The sequence below is a fragment of the Micromonospora sp. NPDC049274 genome (assembly GCF_040678875.1).
GTDB lineage: Bacteria > Actinomycetota > Actinomycetes > Mycobacteriales > Micromonosporaceae > Micromonospora.
Window position 1 is genome coordinate 579,456 of record NZ_JBFAQS010000001.1, and the last position, 18,736, is coordinate 598,191.

The window sequence follows — 18,736 nt, forward strand, 5'->3', positions numbered from 1 at the left end:
CCAACTTAATTACGACTACGACCGATTCGTGACTGTCATACCGGGAAACTTGGGGCTCAGGGCGTTTCATTGGGTCACGGCGTGCTCATCGGCACGTCGACCGTCGGTCGGGAGGTGTGATGGAGGTCGCCGACCCGCGCAACTCCGTCCCACCGGGGCGGGTGACGCCGTTCGCCGCCTTCGTCGTCGGCATCCTGGTGGTCGCGGCGCTGACCGCCACGGGTCCACTCACGACGCTCCCCGAGGAGCTGCCCCGCCTGCCGGTGGCGTTCTGGACGATGGCCGCCCTCGCGGTGGTCTGCGACGCGCGCCCCTTCGTCCCGCCCGGGCGACGGCAGACCTCGGCGGTCTTCCCGTCCACCTGCTTCACCTTCGCGATCCTGCTCGGTTGGGGGCTCGGTCCGGCGGTGGCGGTGCAGGCGGTGGGGGTGATCGTCTCTGGTTGGCGGATGCGTCATGCCGCCTGGCGGACCGCGTTCAACGTCGGCCAGTACGCTTGCGCGCTCGCCGCCGCGTACGGCGTCATCCAGCTCGGGCCGAGCACCGTCTTCTCCGGCGGCCGCCTGCACCCGACGGACGTGGTCGCCGTCGGCGGGGCGACGCTGGCCTGGTTCGTCGTGAACTACGGCCTGGTGAGCTGGGCGGTGCGGCTGCGCTTCGGTGACCGCTGGTGGCCCACCGTCCGCCAGGGCGTCGGTTTCGAACTGCTCTCCACCGGCTCGCTGCTGCTGCTCGCGCCGGTGCTGGTCGCCGCCGCCCGTCTCAGCGCGGCGCTGATCCCGCTGGTGCTGGTGCCGCTCTTCGCCGTGTACCGGATGGCCCGGCTGACCGTCGAGCAGCAGCACCTGGCCGCCGCCGACCCGCTGACCGGGTTGCCCAACCGCAAGGCGCTGCTGGCCGAGGTGGCGGAGCAGGTGCACCTGCACGCCGAGCGGACCGCCCGCGGTGAGCCCGGCGGGCACCTGGCGCTGCTGCTCATCGACCTGGACCGCTTCAAGAACGTCAACGACGCTCTCGGGCACGCGGTGGGTGACCGGCTGCTGGTCGAGGTCAGCGCCCGGCTCACCGACGTGGAACCCCGACCGCAGATGATCGCCCGGCTGGGTGGCGACGAGTTCGCCATCGTGATGACCGGCCTGACCGACGTCGGCCAGGCGCGTGAGCTGGCCGACCGGGTCGTCGGGGCGTTGGCCGAGCCGGTGCCGTTGGACGGGCTGCCGTTGGACGTGGGCGGCTCCATCGGAATCGCCCTCTTCCCGGAGCACGGCGAGGATTTCGCCACCCTGATGCGGCACGCCGACGTGGCGATGTACGACGCCAAGCATCGCAACGACACGGTCGCCGTGTACGCCCCCGAATCCGACCACAACTCGGCCGAGCGTCTCGGTCTCCTCGCCGACCTCCGCCGGGTGCTGGAATCCGGCCCGCCGGCCGCCGGCCCGCTCGACGCCGCGCCGCCGCAGCTCCAAGCCGGGCACGCCGGGCAGGCCGAGCATGCCGGCCGCGCCGAGCATGCCGGCCGCGCCGAGCAGGCCGAGCATGCCGGCCGCGCCGAGCACGCCGAGCATCCCGGCAGTGTCGAGCACGCCGGCCACATCAACCGTGCCAACGTCGGTCGCGCCGACGAGGCCGGCCGGGTCGACGCCGGCGGCGGCGAGCCGGGTGAGGCCGAGCGGACGGCAGACGTACCCCTGGCTGTGGAGGCCGAGGTGCGCGGTGGTGACGGTGCGGCGCTGCCCGCCGGGGTGGAGACCGAGGTTGCGCCGCAGCCGGGCGGCGCGCCGGTGATGGCCGCGGCGCCCCCGACGGGCGGGCGGTGGTGGGGTCGTCGGCGGCGGACCGGCGGCGAGTTGGCGCAGGCCGATGAGCTCATCAACCGGATCGCCACCGGCGCCGACCCGATCCGGGGCCGCAACAACCGCGCGACGATCCCCGGCACCCGCCCCGGCCCGTCGCGGGACCGGCGTGCCGGTGGCCAGGGTCGGCGATCGCCGAACGGCGGGGCGGTGCCCCCGCCGAGCGTCGGCCGTCCGGGGCGCGCAGGCCTGTCGGTTCCCGAAGGCCAGGCGATCGAGCCGACCGGGTGGGTACGCGACGATGGCGAGCCGGTCGACGACGCCGGTGAGATCACCATGTACTACCAGCCGCAGATCGCCATCGCGACCGGCGAGGTCGTGGGCGTCGAGGCCCTGCTGCGGTGGCGGCACCCGCGCCGGGGGATGGTCGACCCGGAGGAGCTGATCCGTGTCGCCGAGCAGAGCGCGGTGATGCGGCTGCTCACCCGGCGGGTGGTGGACGACGTGGTGGAGCAGCTCGCCAAGTGGTCGGCGGCCGGCATCGGGCTGCGTGCGGCGCTCAACGTCAGCGTGCGGGACCTGCACACCGGCGAGATCGCCGACCAGATCGCCGACCGGCTGACCCGGTACGGGGTGCCGGCCGAGCGACTGCAACTGGAGATCACCGAGGGCGCCCTGATGGCCGATCCGCGTCGGGTGCTGGCCACCATCTCCCGGCTGCACCGCATCGGGGTGGCCATCGCGCTTGACGATTTCGGCACCGGGTACTCGTCGCTGCAACATCTGCGCCGGCTTCCGCTGTCCGAGGTGAAGGTGGACCGGTCGTTCGTGCTCGGCATGGCCGAGGACGCCGACGACGCGGCTATCGTCCGATCGATGATCGAGTTGGCGGGCGCGCTGGGGCTGCGGGTGGTCGCCGAGGGCGTGGAGGACGAGCGGACCTGGCGGATGTTGTACGCCGCCGGCTGTGACGCCGCCCAGGGCTGGTTCTACGCCCGCCCGATGCCCGCCGAGCAGCTCGTCACCTGGCTGGCCCGCTACCGGCCGGTCCGCCCGACGGGTGGTCCGGAGCCGGAGGCCGGCCGCCGTTCGACCCGCTGACCCACGGCACAAGTCGCCGGAGGGGGAGTCGGGGACGCGGCACGGGAGCGGAACAATAGACTCGCTCCGGTCACCGCGCGTCACACTGCATCCGTCGCGCGGCCGGCACACCGCCCGACCAGCAGGACATCAGAAGGGGGCACGGATGGCCGCCATCTCCCGCGAGGAGGTCGCGCACCTGGCGCGCCTGTCGCGGCTCGCCGTCACCGAGGAGGAGCTGGACACCTTCGCCGGCCAGCTCGACGTGATCCTCCAGGCGGTCGCCCAGGTCGGCGAGGTCGCCGCCGCGGACATCCCGCCGACCTCGCACTCGGTGCCGCTGACCAACATCTTCCGCGAGGACGTCGTCACGCCGTGCCTGACGCCGCAGGAGGCGCTGTCGGGCGCGCCGGACGCCGAGGACCAGCGGTTCCGCGTACCGCGGATCCTGACCGAGGATGTGGCCTCATGAGCGAGCGTCAGCGAGCGAATCAGCAGTGCAGCGCCGTGGTGCCTCATGGCGTCGCGGAGCGAAGCGGAGTGACGGCATGAGCGATCTGACCAGAATGACCGCGACGGAGATCGCCGCGCTGGTCGCCGGGGGCGAGACCTCCGCCGTCGAGGTGACCCGGGCGCATCTGGACCGGATCGCGGCGGTCGACGAGCAGGTGCACGCCTTCCTGCACGTCGACACCGACGGTGCGCTCGCCGCGGCCCGCTCGGTGGACGAGCGCCGGGCCGCCGGCGAGGAGCTGGGTCCCCTGGCCGGTGTGCCGGTAGCGGTGAAGGACGTGCTCGCCACCCGTGGTGTGCCGACCACCGTCGGCTCGAAGATCCTCGAGGGCTGGCGCCCGCCGTACGACGCGACGATCGTGCAGCGGTTGCGCGAGGCCGGCACGGTGATGCTCGGCAAGACGAACATGGACGAGTTCGCCATGGGCTCCTCCACCGAATACTCGGCGTACGGTCCGACGCACAACCCGTGGGACCTCAGCCGGATCCCGGGTGGCTCCGGTGGTGGCAGCGCCGCGGCGCTGGCCGCGTACGAGGCGCCGCTGGCGATCGGCTCGGACACCGGCGGCTCGATCCGTCAGCCCGGCGCGGTGACCGGCACGGTGGGCGCGAAGCCCACCTACGGCGGCACCTCCCGGTACGGGCTGGTCGCCTTCTCGTCGTCGCTGGACACGCCCGGCCCGTGTGCCCGTACGGTCCTCGACGCGGCCCTGCTGCACCAGGTGATCGCCGGGCACGACCCGCGGGACTCCACCTCGATTCCGCAGCCGGTGCCGGACGTGGTGGCGGCGGCGAAGCTCGGCGCGACAGGTGACCTGACCGGCGTGCGGCTCGGCATCGTCAGCGAGTTCGTCGGCGAGGGCGCCGAGCCGGGCGTGATGGCCGCGTTCCGCGAGTCGGTGGACGCGCTGACCAAGATGGGCGCCGAGGTCGTGGAGATCTCCTGCCCGACGTTCGCGTACGCGCTGCCGGCGTACTACCTGATCGCCCCGAGCGAGTGCTCCTCCAACCTGGCTCGGTTCGACGGTGTCCGGTTCGGCCTGCGGGTCGGCGACGACGGCAACCGGTCGCTGGAGGAGGTCATGTCGCTGACCCGCGAGGCCGGCTTCGGCCCGGAGGTCAAGCGCCGGATCATGATCGGGACGTACGCGCTGTCGTCGGGTTACTACGACGCGTACTACGGGCAGGCGCAGAAGGTCCGGACCCTGATCACCCGGGACTTCACCGCAGCGTTCGAGCGGGTCGACGCGCTGATCTCGCCGACCACCCCGTTCACGGCCTTCCCGATCGGCGCCCGTACCGCCGATCCGTACCAGATGTACCTGGCCGACCTGTTCACCATTCCGACCAACCTGTACGGCGGGCCGGGCATCTCGGTGCCCTGTGGTCTCTCCGAGGGGCTGCCCGTCGGCCTGCAGGTGATGGCTCCGACGCTGGCCGACGACCGGATGTACCGGGTCGCCGCCGCGCTGGAGTCCGCCGTCGGCACGTTCACCCCGCCGGCGCTGTAGCGCCGTCGCGACCGGCCCCGACGGATCCGTCCGTCGGGGCCGGTGGTCTGTCCGGGGGCTCTCAGGCGGTGCGGTGGTTGGCGAGGTAGCGGTCGGCCTCCCGCAGGTCACGCCAGCGCATCCAGCCCTGGACCGCCCAGAAGACGCCGAGCACCACCGCGAACACCCGGGTGGAGGGGCGGGACGCGCCGACGACCAGCAGCGCCTCGGCCAGCACGGCGGCGCCGAGGATCCACAGCACCCAGCGTCTGCCCCTGCGGCGTTCGGCCTCCTGGCGGGCGAGGGCGTCGACGCGCGGGTCGTCGGTGTGCCCGGCGCGCAGGGCCTGGCGGGCCGCCGGGCTGGTGGTCCGGGGTGCGGGTAGCCGGTGGCTGGCCAGGAGGGCCACTGCCGCGCCGAGCGCCCCGAAGACGAGCGCGATCAGGAAAATCTTGAGGAGGCCGCCCGGCGAGGTGTCCCGCCCGTCCAGGGCGATCGCCGCCACCGCCACCGCCGGGAGCCCCACCGCCAGACCCGCGGCGACCAGCACAGCGCGGCGGCCGATCGGCTGTCGCCGCGGGGATGGCGGCGAGGTCACGAGCCGGCCCGGCCGCGCTCGCGCGAGGCCGTCAACCTGCCCGTCCCCCAGGCGACGGCCAGCCCGATCAGGCCCGGAATGGCGAGCAGGACCACCAGCAGCAGAAGGTCGTCCGGCTGCCGCTCGCCGCCGGCGACAGTCCAGCCGATCAGGGCTACCACGGCCCCCACCGCCCACGCGGCCAGCACCACCAGCAGGACCTGCTTCGTGTTGTACCGCCGCCCCGGCCTGGCCTGGCTGACGGATCGATCATTCCCCGTATTCGTCATGGTCGACAGGTACCCCGGTGTCGTCGCGAACACACCCGGTCACGGCGGTTGCCGGTGCGTCGGGAAACCCGGGAGAAGCGTGGCCGGACAACCCCACTAGGCTGGACGGGTTCTGTCCGGATCGCGCCTGGAGCGTCTCATGACCACGACACTGCCCGCGTACGACGAGGTCGTCGCGCGCTTCGAACCGGTGATCGGCCTGGAGACCCACGTCGAGCTGGGCACGAACACCAAGATGTTCTGCGGCTGCCCGACGGACTTCGGTGGCGAGCCGAACACCCGGGTGTGCCCCGTCTGCCTGGGCCTGCCCGGCTCGTTGCCGGTGGCCAACAAGGCCGCCATCGAGGCGATCATCCGGATCGGCCTGGCGCTGAACTGCTCGATCGCCGAGTGGTGCCGCTTCGCCCGGAAGAACTACTTCTACCCGGACATGCCGAAGAACTTCCAGATCAGCCAGTACGACGAGCCGATCTGCGTCGACGGCTACCTGGACGTCGAGGTGGGCGGCGAGACGGTGCGGATCGAGATCGAGCGGGTGCACCTGGAGGAGGACACCGGCAAGACGCTGCACGTCGGCGGCGCCACCGGCCGCATCCACGGTGCGACCGAGTCGCTCGTCGACTACAACCGGGCCGGCATTCCGCTTGTCGAGATCGTGACCAAGCCGATCACGGGCACCGGTGCGCTCGCCCCCGAGGTGGCGAAGGCGTACGTCGCCGAGCTACGCGACGTGATCCGCACCCTCGGCGTCTCCGACGTACGGATGGAGGAGGGTTCGCTGCGTTGTGACGTGAACACCTCGCTCAACCTGCCGGGTCAGGAGTGGGGCACGCGTACCGAGACCAAGAACGTCAACTCGCTGCGCTCGGTGGAGCGGGCGGTCCGTTCGGAGATGCTGCGGCAGGCGTCGGTGCTGGACGCGGGCGGTCGGATCACCCAGGAGACCCGGCACTTCCACGAGGACACCGGTGACACCACGCCGGGGCGCTCGAAGGAGACGGCCACCGACTACAGGTACTTCCCCGAGCCGGACCTGGTGCCCATCGCACCGGACCCGGCCTGGGTCGCCGAGCTGAAGGCCGCCCTGCCGGAGCTGCCCCGGGTGCACAGGCGTCGGCTCCAGCAGCAGTGGGGCCTGTCCGACCTGGACATGCAGTCGGTGCTCAACGCCGGCGCGGTCGAGCTGATCGAGGCCACCTTGGCCGCCGGCACCACCCCGGCGGCGGCCCGCAAGTGGTGGCTGGGTGAGCTGTCCCGTCGGGCCAACGAGAGCGGCGTGGAGCTGGCCGACATCGGTGCCACCCCCGCGCAGGTCGCCGAGCTGCAGGGCCTTGTCGACGCGGGCAAGCTCAACGACAAGATGGCCCGTACGGTGCTGGAGGGCGTGGTCGACGGTGAGGGTTCGCCCACCGAGATCATGACCAGTCGGGGCCTGGAGGTCGTGTCGGACACCGGCGCGCTCACCGCCGCCGTGGACGAGGCGATCGCCGCCAACCCCGGCATCGCCGACAAGATCCGTAGCGGCAAGGTCGCGGCCGTCGGCGCCCTCGTCGGCGCGGTCATGAAGACCACCCGTGGTCAGGCCGACGCGAAGACCCTGCGCGAGCTGATCCTGGAGCGCCTCGGCGTCCAGGGCTGATCCGCCCGATCGCACACCGCTGGCGCGTGCTGCGCCAGCGGTGTTCGCCGTGCACACCGCAACCCCCTCGCGAGGGCGTCAACGGCGACGCCCGGATGGAGCCACCGTGAACCAGCACGACCTCGATGTCCTCGACGAGATCCAGCGGCGGGTGCTCTGGCTCGCCACCCGGATCGTGGACGCCGCCAACCACGACCGGGCGACCGGTGACGGGGTGAAGGTCGGCGGCCACCAGGCGTCCAGCGCCTCCCTCGTCACGGCGATGACCGCCCTGTGGTTCGCGCACCTGGACGCCGAGGACCGTGTCGCGGTCAAGCCGCACGCCTCGCCCGTGTTCCACGCCATCCAGTACCTGCTGGGCAACCTGGACCGCTCGTACCTGCCCCGGCTGCGGGCCCGGGGCGGTCTTCAGTCGTACCCGTCGCGCACGAAGGACCCCGACGAGGTGGACTTCTCCACCGGCTCGGTGGGTCTGGGCGCGGCGGCGCCGCTCTTCGCCGCCGCCACCCGCCGCTACGTCGACGCGCACTTCGGCGCCCGCCCGCACTCGCGGTTCGTGGCGCTGATCGGCGACGCCGAGCTGGACGAGGGCAACATCTGGGAGGCGGTCGCCGACCCGGCCACCACAGGCCTGGGCAACGTGATGTGGCTCGTCGACTTCAACAGGCAGTCGCTGGACCGGGTGGTGCCCGGCATCCGGATCAACCAGTGGCGGGGCCAGTTCGAGGCGGCCGGCTGGCATGTCGTGGAGGTCAAGTACGGCCGTCGGCTCGCCGAGGCGTACGCCCGGCCGGGTGGTGAGGCGCTGCGCGACTGGATCGACCTGATGCCCAACGAGCAGTACCAGTCGCTGTTCGGGTTGGCCGGGCCGGCGCTGCGCAAGCAGTTCCTGGACGGCGCGCCGGCCGAGGTGGGCGCCTTCGTCGACGGCATCGACGACGAGGAGCTCGGCCCGCTGGTCACCGACCTGGGCGGGCACGACCTTCAGGCGATGCTCGACGCGTACGCCCAGTGCGACGCGGTCACCGACCGGCCCAGCGTCGTCTTCGCGTACACCGTGAAGGGTTGGGGTTTGCCCATCGCCGGCAATCCGCGCAACCACTCGGCGCTGCTCAGCACCGAGCAGGTCGACGCGCTGCGGGCCGCGCAGGGCCTGACGGCCGAGACCGAGTGGGACCGCCTCGACCCGGCGTCACCCGCCGGCATCCAGGCCGGCGCCCGCCGGGAGGCGCTGTCCCGCGCGCCGCGCGAGCGCGCGCTCGGGGTCACCGTTCCGGAGAGCACGGGAGTACGCGCCAACAAGCCGATCTCCACGCAGGAGGTCTTCGGTCGGGTGCTGGTGGACCTGGCTCGCGACCGGGAGGTGGGCCGCTACCTGGTGACCACCGCCCCGGACGTGGCCACCTCCACCAACCTGGCCGGTTTCATCAACAAGACCGGGGTGTTCGCCCCCACCGAGCAGCGTTCCTGGAACGAGGACCGGATGCTGCGCTGGACCGAGAGCCCCTCCGGGCAGCACATCGAGCTGGGCATCTCGGAGATGAACCTGTTCCTGCTGCTGGGCCAGCTCGGCCTGTCCTGGGATCTGTCCGGGCAGCCGCTGCTGCCGGTGGGCACCGTCTACGACCCGTTCGTGCTGCGTGGCCTCGACGCGTTCCTGTACGGCACGTACTCCGGCTCCCGGTTCGTGGTTGCCGGCACCCCGTCGGGCATCACCCTCGCCCCCGAGGGCGGCGCGCACCAGTCCACCATCACCGCGTCGGTAGGCCTGGAGCTGCCCGGGGTGACGTTCCTCGAACCGGCGTACGCGGGCAGCCTCGACTGGCTGCTCTGCGACGCGCTCGGGCAGATCGCGGGCGGGGCGGCCCCGGCCGCGACGGCCGCCCCGACCGAGGACGGCGCGTACTACTTCCGACTGAGCACCCGACCGCTGGACCAGGCGCCGTTCGAGGCGGCGCGGGCCCGGCTCGGCGACGCGGTGCTGCGCCGGCAGGTGGTCGCCGGGGCGTACCGGCTCGTCGACGCGCACCAGGCGTACCCGCACCTGGCCGACGCCCCGGTGGTGCAGCTGGCCGCCTCCGGCGCGGTGCTGCCCGAGACGTTGGCCGCCGCCGCGGAGTTGGCCGAGGAGGGCATCGCCGCGCACGTGGTGGACGTGACCTCGCTGGACCGGCTCTACCGGGCGTGGCAGCGCACCCTGCGCCAGGGCGTACGCACGGCGACCGTGCCCAGCGTGCCGGGCGCGCTGCGGTCCGCGTTCGCCGACCGGGTGCCGGTGGTGACCGTGCACGACGCGGCGTCGCACGCGATGGCCTGGCTCGGGTCGGCGCTCGGCGCCCCGGCGGTGCCGCTCGGTGTGGACGAGTTCGGCCAGTCCGGCAGTGTGGCCGACCTGTACGAGCTGCACGACCTGATGCCGGGCAGCATCGTCAACGCCGCTCTGGCCGCGCTCGCCCTGCGCTGACCCCGCCCCGCACGCCCCGGCCGGCGCTCAGCGGGTCGGGGTGGGGGTGACCGAGGCGGGCGCGCCGGCGCTCGGGTCCTGCACGATGTGGCGTTCCAGGTTGACCTGCGCCTGGCCGGTGCCGCCGACGGTGATGTCGTCGTACGCCTGGAGCATCTTCTGCTGGTCGAAGTAGAGCACTGTCATCGACAGCGGGGTCGGCTTCTCGCCCTCCAGGCCGCGCAGCCCGGCCCCGCCTGTCGAGCCTTCCACGAAGAGGGCGGTGGGCTGCTGGCCGGGCGCCTGCGGCAGCTTGGAGACCTGCCGGGCGTGGGTGTGCCCGGCCAGCACCAGCGGGCAGGTGCCGGCGAGCGGCCCGGCCGACGCCGGGTCGTGCACCAGCGCGATGTTGACCGGCCGGGGCGAGCTGCGCACGGTCGCGGCCAACTGCTCGCCGACGCCGATCACCTGGTCGGCCACCTCCTGGGTCAGGCCGCTGCCGGCCGGCGAGGTGTTCTTGTCGGGGGTGAAGCGCGGATCGCCGATGCCGGCGATGGTCAGCCCGGCGACCGTGGCGGTCGAGTTGTTCAGCACTATCGCGTTCGGCTGGCGGGCCACCGCGGCGCCGGTCTTGCCCGAGTCGTGGTTGCCACGGATGAACACGTACGGCTTCTTGAGCAGGCTGATCGAGCCGACGAAGGACGCCTCCGGCTCGCTGCCCCAGTCGGTGATGTCCCCGGTGTCGATGACGACGTCGATGCCGAACTGCTCGACCACCGTGCGGATCAGCTGCCAGCCGGTCGGGTTGAGGTGCATGTCGGAGACGTGCAGGACCCGGGTGGTGCCGGGCGCCGGCTCCAGCACCGGCAGCGCCGACACCGTCGTGTAGAGCTGGCTGACGTTGCCGACGATGCGTTGCAGCTGCTCGGCGTACTTGGTGTAGTCGTTCGCGATGCGGCGGGCGTCACCGACGATGGCGGGCGCGTTGACCAGCAGACCCTCGTACCGCGGCTCCTCGATCGCCTGTGGGCGCAGGGTCGCCGCGGCCGTGCCGAGGCTGCCGGCGGTGACCAGCAACGCCAACCCGCCCGCCCAGGCGGTACGCCGCACGTTGCGGAAGATCAACCCGGCCAGGATGAGGGTGACAAGCACCGCCGAGGCGAGGGTGCGCAGGCCCAGTCGCATCACCCCGGAGCGGACGTCCTCCACAGCGCTCTGGCTGGCGCGGCTGATGCTCGCCGGATCGTCGAGCAGCGCCTCGGTGCGCCCCTGGTCCAACGCGCCCAGCCGCACGGTGAGGTGGGTCGGCCCGCTGTGGCTGTCGAGCAGCAGCGCGCCGAGTGGCGGCACGTCGATTGTCGTCCCGCCCTCGGTGGCCGGAGAGAGGGTGAGGCTGGCCCGGAACGGCCCGATGTCGGTGTTCACCCGACCACCGGCCAGCACCCCGAGCACCGCCCCGGCCAGAGCCACCACGAGCACGGCGAGGACGACACCCGTGCGGCGCACCGGTCCACCCGGCCGGCCGATCCGCCGGTCTGCCGGGCGCGACGGCTCGCCGCCGGTCACCGGGTCGCCCCGGCCCTCGGCGTCGTCGTGCTGCTCGTCGCGTTGCCCGTCCATGCTGAGATTCTGACCTGCCCGTCGGAGGATCTTGGCAAACCCGCGTGGAAGGTGACGCCTGTCAGCTGCGACCGCCGTCGCCGCCGGCGAAGACCACCCGCAGGAGGCGGTCGTCGTCGGCCGCCGGCTCACCCCGCCCGTCGTGGTTGGAGGTGCTCACCCAGAGGGACCCGTCCGGCGCGGCGGCCACCGCGCGCAGCCGGCCGTAGCGGTTGGTGAGCAGCTCGCTGGGCTGCCCGAGCAGCGTCCCGGTGTCGGTCAGTTCCATCACCCAGAGCCGCTTGCCGCGCAGGCACCCGGTCACCAGCAGCCGATCCGTCGCCGCCAGCCCGGAGCACGAGGCGTCCGAGGTCGCCCACTGCGTGATCGGGTCGGTGTACCGCTTGTTGCCGGCCCGCCCCTCGACCTCCGGCCAGCCGTAGTTGCCGCCCTTGGTGATCTGGTTGATCTCGTCCCAGGTGTTCTGGCCGAACTCCACGGCGTACATCCGCTTGGCGTCGTCCCAGGCGAAGCCCTGCACGTTGCGGTGACCCAGCGACCAGACCGGGGAGCCCGGGTACGGGTTGCCCGGGGCGGGCTTGCCGTCGGCGGTGATCCGCAGGATCTTGCCGCCGAGGCTCTTCGCGTTTTGCGCGTTGGGACGCTGGCCCGCGTCGCCGGTGCTGACGTAGAGCTGCCCGTCCGGGCCGAAGCCCAACCCGCCACCGTTGTGCACGTTGGCCTTCGGGATGCCGGTGAGGATCGCTGTGGGTTGCCCGCCCAGTTGCAGGCGGGCAACCCGGTTGTCCTGCTCGGCCGTGTAGTAGACGAAGACCGTCCGGTCCCGGGCGTAGCCGGGGGAGACGGCGATGCCGAGCAGCCCGCCCTCGCCCGCCGCCGCCACGTCGCTGATCGTCTGCACCACCCGGACGCGCAGCCCGTCCGGGCCGGACTCCGGGCCGACCTGGAGTATCCGGCCGCTGTCCCGTTCGGTGACCAGCGCGCCGCCGTCGGGCAGGAACGCGATGGCCCACGGCACTCGCAGCCCCTTGGCCAGGACTGTCGCCACCGCCTGCTGGCCGGCACCGCCGGGGCTCGCCGGCGCCGACGGGGTCGGCAGGTTCGGCGGCTCACCCGCCGGGTCGGGCTCCGGCTCGCCGAAACTGCAACCCGAGGCGAGCAGCAGCGCCGCGCAGGACGCCGCGAGGACCACCCGGAGGCGGCGGAGGCGAGGGTACGGGAGACGGGCTCTCACCCGGCCCAGGGTAGCCCGCCGGACGGCCCGGTCGGGCCCGACAGATGGGCCACGGCTCGCGCCGGAACCGTTCAGCGGACCCGGACGGCCAGCAGCGCCGTGTCGTCCTCGCGGTGTTGGATCGAGGCGAGCAGCAGGTCACACAGGTCGTCGAGGGGCACCGTGTCGGTGCCGGTCAACCGGTGCACCAACTCGGCGAGCCCGTCGTCGATGGACCGGTCCCGGCGCTCGATCAGCCCGTCGGTGTAGAGCAGCAGCGTGTCGCCGGTCGCCAGGCTTGTCGACCGGCTGGTGCGCACCGACGGTCGGGCAAGGCCGAGCAACGGCTCCGGCGTCGCCTGGAGGACCTCCACCGCACCGCCGGCGCGGACCACCAGGGCCGGCGGGTGCCCGGCGTTGCACCAGGTCACCTCGCGGACGCCGGAGCGTTCGCCGCAGATGCGCACGAGCGTCGCGGTGGCCGCGATCGGCAGTCGCAGGCCACGGATCGCGTTGTCCAGGTGACTCATCAGCGCTCCGACCGCGTCCGGCCGGCCGAACGCGTTGCCGCGTACCAGGTTGCGCAGCTGGCCCATGGTCGCCGCCGCCTCGATGTCGTGCCCGGCCACGTCCCCGATCGCCGCGATCACGTCACCGTCGGGCTGCACGAAGGCGTCGTACCAGTCGCCGCCCACCTCCACCCGGTCGGCCGCCGGTTGGTAGCGGGCCGTCAGCTCCAGCTCCGGCACCACCGGCAGCCGCGGCAGCATGCTGTGTTGCAGGACCTCGGCTACGTGCCGCTGCTCCCCGTACATCGAGCTGTTGCCGACTGCCTGGCCGGCCCGGCGGCCGATGTCCACGGCGGTGAGCAGGTCACGGTCGTCGAACTGCTGACGGTCGGGGGCGTTGACCAGGGTGATCGCGCCCAGCACGGTGCCCCCGACGGCCCGGACCGGCACGCTGAGGTAGGAGGCGATGCCCAGCCGCTCGGCGATCGCCGCCATCTCCGGATCGGTGGTGCCCCGGGCCACGTCGGCCAACGACGCCACGCCCCCGAGGCGCGGCTGGCCGGTGCGCAGCACCGCCCGGATGATCGACTCCTGACTCAGCCCGGTACGCAGCAGTTCGGCGAAGCGGTCGACGTCCGGCGTTCGGGCCGGGTCGCGGTGCACCGCGACCACCTCCCGGGGCTGCCCGGACGGTCCGACCAGGGTGAGCAGGCACCAGTCGGCGAGCAGCGGCACCATGGTGGCGGCGAGCCGGCGCAGCGACGTGCCGACGTCGAGCGTGCCGGCGAGCGTCTCGCTCACACCGGCCAGCAGCTCCAGTCGCTGGTGCGCCCGGACGATCCGACGACGCGCCTCCTGCGCGCCGTCCAGCGCGATCCGCAGTCGCAGCTCCGACGAGCAGGCGGCGGCGAGGTCGGCAAGCGTCCGTAGCTGCCCGGCGGTCCACGCCCGGGGTTTGTTGTCGATGGCGCACAGCGAGCCGAGCACCCGGCCCGAGAGGTCGGTCAACGGCATCCCGGCGTACGCGACGACGCCGAGGTCGTCGATGGCCAGGTTGTCGCGGACACGGGGGTAGAGCCGCGCGTCCGGCAGCACCATCGGCACCTCGATGTCCACCACGTGCTGGCAGAACGAGTGGCTCAGCGGGGTCTGCCGCCGCTGCGACCACGGCTCCGGCAGACCCACCGCCCCCGGAAAGAACTGCCGGTCGGCGGAGACCAGGGAGACCAGCGCGACAGGCACCTCCAGCAGGTCGCTGACCAGTCGGGCGAAGCGGTCGAACGCCTCGTCCGGTGCGGCGTCCAGACCCGTGTCGGCGAGCGCACGCAGCCGCGCCGCGTCACCGAGCGCCGGAGGTGGGGCGATCGAACGTCGCGCGCTGGCGGGGGAGCCGTCGGTCATCGAGCACCTGTCTGCCGGGTCGGAGGCCCGACCGGCCCTCCGACCCTTGGTTATACCTCGTTGTGGCCGGGACCGAACATCGGTGTGCCGAGTCTCGCCCGCCCCGCCGCCGCGCGCCATCCCCCGTGACGCCGGTTCGCCGCCGTGCCCGCACCGGCCGTCGCGCCGACGGCTATCGTCGGCGGACGTGAAGGTATGGATTCCGCATCAGGCCGGCCTGGACCTCGTCGGCGAGCTGCCTCCGGGCGTGACGGTGGAGGTCGCCGAACACGCCGGCCGGTTGCCGTCCGCCCCGACTGACGTCCGTTTCTGGGTACCGCCGTTCCTGAGCGGGTCGGACGCGACCGCGTTGCTGGGCGAGCTGCCCGATCTGGAGGTGGTGCAGCTGCTCTCCGCCGGGGCCGACGCCTGGGTCGGCCGGATGCCGGACGGGGTCACGCTCTGCGACGCCCGGGGCGTGCACGACCCGTCCACCGCCGAGTGGGTGGTCACCGCGATCCTGGCCCAGCTGCGGGCCTTCGGAGCCTTCGCCCGCGCGCAGGCCGAGCGGCGGTGGGCGTACGACGGCCACGCGCCCACCGACGAGCTGACCGGCAAGCGGGTGCTGATCGTCGGGGCCGGCTCGATCGGCACGGCGGTACGGGACCGGCTCGCTCCGTTCGAGGTGAGCTTCACCCTGGTCGCCCGGACGGCCCGACCGGAGCAGGAGGTGCACGGGGTGGCGGAGCTGCCCCGACTGCTGCCCGACGCCGACGTGGTGGTGGTCCTGGTGCCGCTCACCGACCAGACCCGTGGCCTGATCGACGAGGACTTCCTGGCCGCGATGCCCGACGGGGCGCTGCTCGTCAACGCGTCCCGTGGTCCGGTGGCCCGCACCGAGGCGCTCGTCGCCGAACTGGCCACCGGCCGGATCTCGGCCGCGCTGGACGTCACCGACCCGGAGCCGCTTCCCGCCGACTCCCCGCTGTGGACGATGGCGAACGTGCTGCTCACCCCGCACGTGGCCGGATCGGTGCGGGGGCTGCTGCCGCGGGCGTACCGGCTGGTCGGCGACCAGGTCAGGCGGTTCGCCGCCGGTCAGCCGCTGATCAACACGGTGGTCGACGGCTACTGACCGGGTGTTTCGGTGGTCTCGTCGGGCAGTGTCTGGCCGGTGGCCGAGACCAGTCGGGGCAGGTCGGTGCCGCGTACCGCCGGAAGACCGACCTGCTGGCCGTCGTCGAGGCGGGCCACCGCCCGCCCACGCGCGTCGGTGGCCAGCTCGGCGACCCGGTCCCAGCCGATCCGACGTTGTCCGAACAGCGCCCGCAGGCGCAGCTCCCGGGAGTCGGCGTCGGTGCCGGCCCGCCAGGCCCACACCCCGACGGCGAGGGGGACGAGCAGCACCGGCAGCAGGTACGCCCGGGCGTTGGCAAGCGGCAGGGCGCCGACGAAGGCGATGACGGCGGCGGCCAGGATGGCTTGGTTGTACCGGAAGCGGACGGTGTCGGGCGTACTCACCAGGCGATGATCCCACCCCTGGTCGGCGAGGGTCGCGGCGGGCGGCGCCACGGCACCCGGACGCCGTACAGTGATACGGGTCACTGTTCCGTTTCGATGACCGACGCGTAACCAATCTGGTCGCCGGTCGTTTCCTCCTGTTGGGCAGTGGACCAGCAACGTCCGCCGCCCCGCACCGCCGCACCGCCCCGTGCCCCCTCACGAAGGCGACCGCCGTGCTCCTCGCGTACCCGTTCCGTGTTCTCATCCCCCGCCGGGCGACCCCGGAGGTCGCCGTGTCCACGGCCGTGGCGCTGCTCGTCGTCGCCGGGTCCGCCGATCTGGTCCCGCCCCCGGTGGTGATCGCGTTGTCCGGCGGCGCGGGCGCCACCCTCGCCGGCGTACGACTCTCCCGGCTGACCAGCCGTCGACCCAGCGACCCGGCGTCGGACGACCCGTCATGGCGGACGGCGGCCGTGCTGCTCGACGCGGCGGTGGTGACGGCCGGCTGCGTCGCCGCCGCTCTGCCGCTCGTCGACGCCGGGCACCGCGCCGCCGCGCTGCTCGGTTCGTTGACCGTGGCCGTCCTGTCCGTGGCCGGGCTGCGTCGAGGCGCGATTCGGCCGCCCCGGACGGCACGACTGCGGGGGCTGGTCGAGGCGGCCGGCCCGACTGTCGGTCTGACCCTCGCCGGCTGGTTGCTGCTCCCGCCCGACACCCTGCCTCCGCCGGCCCGGCTGGTCGCGGCGCTGGCACTCGCAGGGCTGGGCATGGCCGTGCTCAGCGCGTTCACCGGGTCTGGGCGGCGCTCGGGCGACGCGATCTGCCGGGGCGGCGTCCTGCTCACACTTGTCGGGCTGGCGCTGCTGACGATCCTGCCGCCAGCGCCGACGGGCCGGGCGGCGCTGCTGGCGGTGCCGCCGCTGGTGCTCGGGATGCTGTTGACCGCACGGGGGGCGACGTCCGCAGTGACGACGGCCCGTGCGCAACCGGCTGCCGGCCCGCCCGCCGCGACCTGGCCACGGGTGGTGCTCCCGGCATCGGTGCTGCTGCTCGCGGCGGGTCTGCACGTGGGAGCGGGCCGCACTCCGGACCGGACGAGCGTGCTGCTCGCCCTGGCGGCGGTGCCACCGCTGGTCCTGCGGGAGTTGCTGCGCGGCGGTGACGCGGGCGTACCGGAGCGGCACGCCGCGCACCGCCGACGCGCCGACCGCGCGGTCCGGCGTCGGCGCGCGGCGCAACCACTGCGGCCCGAGGCGACCCCCGTGTCGCCCCGATCGGGCCAGAGCCCGGTCGCCGCGGCGTGGCCCCCCGACGCCGGCGGAACCGCCACCCGCGGCGTCGACGGTCTCTGGCCTCCGACCGGTGGCATCGGCGCCACGACCGCTGTCGACACGGCCTGGCCCGACGCGGGCGTCGCCTGGTCGACTGTCGACCACCGGTCCGGTTCGGTCGGGGACCGGGCGGCGCTGCTGGACGCTCTCGCCGCCATCGGCGACGTCCCGGCGCCGGCCGGTTCGCTGCTGCTGGTGGAGCTGCACGGCGCGGACGGGCTGGGCCCGGTGGCGCGGGAGGACGTGCTGGCCGAGGCGGTCCTGCGGGTCCGCGCGGCCGTCGGGTCCGGCGACCTGGTGACCGGCTGCACCGGCACCGGCTTCGCGGTGGTCACCGGCGCCGGGCCGGTGGTGGCGTACGCGTTGGGCACCCGGCTGCTGACCGCGCTCACCCCGCCGTACCAGCTGGCCGGGTCGGTGCTGCGCGTGCAGGTGAGCATCGGGCTCGCCGAGGTGAGTGGCGCCGGGCCTGCCGACGTGCTCCGTCAGGCCGAGCTGGCCCGGCGGCGGGCGGTGCAACTGGGCCGGGACCGGGTCGAGTGGTACGACGCGTTCCTTGAGGAGCAGTTGGTACGCCGCCTCGACCTGGAACGTGAGTTGCCCGGTGCGGTGGCACGGGGCGAGCTGGACCTGGTCTACCAGCCGGTGCTCGACCTGACCGACCGGCAGCCGGTGGGCGCCGAGGCGCTGCTGCGCTGGCGCAGCCCGGTGCTCGGCACGGTGCTTCCGGCCGAGTTGCTGCCGGTCGCCGAGGATCTGGATCTGGTCGGCGAGTTGGAGTGGTGGGTGCTGGACCGGGCCTGCCGGCAGTTGGCCGGCTGGTCGGCGGGCCCCCGTGAGCTGTGGATGGCGGTGAACGTCACCACTCGGGAACTGACCACTCCCGACTTCGTGCACCGCACCGCGGCGGTGCTGGCCGCGTACGGGGTGTCGCCGGAGCGGCTGGTGGTGGAGGTGGCCGAGCCGAGGATCGCCGCCGACCTGTCGACGGTGGTGGCCCGGCTGGCGGGGCTCCGGTCGCTGGGCGTCCGTACCGCGCTTGACGACTTCCGGGCCGAGCACGCCTCGCTGGCCCAGCTCCGCCGCCTGCCGATCGACCTGTTGAAGGTGGGCCCCGAGCTGGTGGGGGCGCAGTCGGCGGGGCAGCCGCCGCTTATCGACGTGGTGGTCAACGTGGGCGAGCGGTTGGGTGTGGAGATCGTCGCCGAGGAGTTGGAGTCAGCGACCCAGGTCGAGGGGGCGCGTCGGGCCGGCTGCCACTACGGGCAGGGCTTCGCGCTGGCGCGTCCGGCCACCGCCGAGCGGGTCGAGGCGTACTTCGAGGAGTTCCCCTCGACGTCCCGCTGAACCGG

Annotated in this window: 13 protein-coding genes; 7 read left to right on the forward strand and 6 right to left on the reverse strand. The window is 73.4% G+C overall.

Annotated features, from left to right (window positions below; translation table 11 throughout):
* Window positions 1-119: 119 nt before the first annotated feature.
* The 3 genes from AB0K10_RS02650 to gatA all read left to right on the forward strand — a co-directional run bounded on the left by AB0K10_RS02650 (window position 120) and on the right by gatA (window position 4,900).
* Window positions 120-2,897: an EAL domain-containing protein gene (locus tag AB0K10_RS02650; RefSeq protein WP_363679237.1), complete on the forward strand. Its 2,778-nt coding sequence runs from the start codon at window positions 120-122 to the stop codon at window positions 2,895-2,897.
* Between the two features lie 145 nt (window positions 2,898-3,042).
* Window positions 3,043-3,348 (forward strand): Asp-tRNA(Asn)/Glu-tRNA(Gln) amidotransferase subunit GatC, encoded by a 306-nt coding sequence (gene gatC / locus AB0K10_RS02655; protein ID WP_007456314.1) that lies wholly within the window; start codon window positions 3,043-3,045, stop codon window positions 3,346-3,348.
* A 76-nt stretch (window positions 3,349-3,424) separates the two neighbouring features.
* Window positions 3,425-4,900, forward strand: coding sequence for an Asp-tRNA(Asn)/Glu-tRNA(Gln) amidotransferase subunit GatA (gene gatA, locus AB0K10_RS02660; protein ID WP_363679239.1), 1,476 nt, complete (start codon window positions 3,425-3,427; stop codon window positions 4,898-4,900).
* Window positions 4,901-4,961: 61 nt separating this feature from the next.
* Here the strand turns inward: gatA and AB0K10_RS02665 are convergent, their stop codons facing one another.
* Window positions 4,962-5,405 carry a hypothetical protein gene (locus AB0K10_RS02665; RefSeq protein WP_363679241.1) on the reverse strand — a complete coding sequence of 148 codons (444 nt, stop codon included), beginning with the start codon at window positions 5,403-5,405 and terminating at the stop codon, window positions 4,962-4,964.
* Between the two features lie 68 nt (window positions 5,406-5,473).
* Complete coding sequence (locus AB0K10_RS02670; protein WP_363679243.1) at window positions 5,474-5,746, reverse strand: hypothetical protein; 273 nt, start codon at window positions 5,744-5,746, stop codon at window positions 5,474-5,476.
* A 139-nt stretch (window positions 5,747-5,885) separates the two neighbouring features.
* On the opposite strand from AB0K10_RS02670, the gene gatB reads away from it, so the two are divergent.
* Entirely contained in the window at window positions 5,886-7,385 is a 1,500-nt protein-coding gene (gene gatB / locus AB0K10_RS02675; protein WP_363679245.1) for an Asp-tRNA(Asn)/Glu-tRNA(Gln) amidotransferase subunit GatB, read from the forward strand.
* Between the two features lie 106 nt (window positions 7,386-7,491).
* Window positions 7,492-9,849 (forward strand): pyruvate dehydrogenase, encoded by a 2,358-nt coding sequence (locus AB0K10_RS02680; protein WP_363679247.1) that lies wholly within the window; start codon window positions 7,492-7,494, stop codon window positions 9,847-9,849.
* Window positions 9,850-9,876: 27 nt separating this feature from the next.
* Here AB0K10_RS02680 and AB0K10_RS02685 read toward each other — a convergent pair whose 3' ends face one another.
* The 3 genes from AB0K10_RS02685 to AB0K10_RS02695 form a co-directional block, all read right to left on the reverse strand.
* Window positions 9,877-11,448, reverse strand: a complete 1,572-nt coding sequence (locus AB0K10_RS02685; RefSeq protein ID WP_363679249.1) for a metallophosphoesterase — start codon at window positions 11,446-11,448, stop codon at window positions 9,877-9,879.
* 61 nt (window positions 11,449-11,509) lie between these two features.
* On the reverse strand, window positions 11,510-12,682 hold the full coding sequence (locus AB0K10_RS02690) for a PQQ-dependent sugar dehydrogenase (RefSeq protein WP_363679251.1): 1,173 nt from the start codon (window positions 12,680-12,682) through the stop codon (window positions 11,510-11,512).
* 71 nt (window positions 12,683-12,753) lie between these two features.
* Window positions 12,754-14,571: a SpoIIE family protein phosphatase gene (locus tag AB0K10_RS02695; protein ID WP_363679253.1), complete on the reverse strand. Its 1,818-nt coding sequence runs from the start codon at window positions 14,569-14,571 to the stop codon at window positions 12,754-12,756.
* A gap of 187 nt (window positions 14,572-14,758) precedes the next feature.
* Between AB0K10_RS02695 and AB0K10_RS02700 the strand changes: the two genes are divergently transcribed.
* Window positions 14,759-15,685: a 2-hydroxyacid dehydrogenase gene (locus AB0K10_RS02700; RefSeq protein WP_363679254.1), complete on the forward strand. Its 927-nt coding sequence runs from the start codon at window positions 14,759-14,761 to the stop codon at window positions 15,683-15,685.
* On the opposite strand, the gene AB0K10_RS02705 is transcribed toward AB0K10_RS02700, so the two are convergent.
* Window positions 15,679-16,071 carry a PH domain-containing protein gene (locus AB0K10_RS02705; RefSeq protein WP_363679256.1) on the reverse strand — a complete coding sequence of 131 codons (393 nt, stop codon included), beginning with the start codon at window positions 16,069-16,071 and terminating at the stop codon, window positions 15,679-15,681. The genes AB0K10_RS02700 and AB0K10_RS02705 overlap by 7 nt on opposite strands.
* Window positions 16,072-16,286: 215 nt before the next feature.
* Between AB0K10_RS02705 and AB0K10_RS02710 the strand changes: the two genes are divergently transcribed.
* Window positions 16,287-18,731: a GGDEF domain-containing phosphodiesterase gene (locus AB0K10_RS02710; RefSeq protein ID WP_363679258.1), complete on the forward strand. Its 2,445-nt coding sequence runs from the start codon at window positions 16,287-16,289 to the stop codon at window positions 18,729-18,731.
* Window positions 18,732-18,736 lie beyond the last annotated feature (5 nt).

Bases quoted from the DNA above. Each gene is read 5' to 3' on its own strand.
- AB0K10_RS02695 (WP_363679253.1), bottom strand. From the start codon at position 14,571: ATGACCGACGGCTCCCCCGCCAGCGCGCGACGTTCGATCGCCCCACCT.
- gatA (WP_363679239.1), top strand. From the start codon at position 3,425: ATGAGCGATCTGACCAGAATGACCGCGACGGAGATCGCCGCGCTGGTC.
- AB0K10_RS02650 (WP_363679237.1), top strand. From the start codon at position 120: ATGGAGGTCGCCGACCCGCGCAACTCCGTCCCACCGGGGCGGGTGACG.
- AB0K10_RS02670 (WP_363679243.1), bottom strand. From the start codon at position 5,746: ATGACGAATACGGGGAATGATCGATCCGTCAGCCAGGCCAGGCCGGGG.
- gatB (WP_363679245.1), top strand. From the start codon at position 5,886: ATGACCACGACACTGCCCGCGTACGACGAGGTCGTCGCGCGCTTCGAA.
- gatC (WP_007456314.1), top strand. From the start codon at position 3,043: ATGGCCGCCATCTCCCGCGAGGAGGTCGCGCACCTGGCGCGCCTGTCG.
- AB0K10_RS02685 (WP_363679249.1), bottom strand. From the start codon at position 11,448: ATGGACGGGCAACGCGACGAGCAGCACGACGACGCCGAGGGCCGGGGC.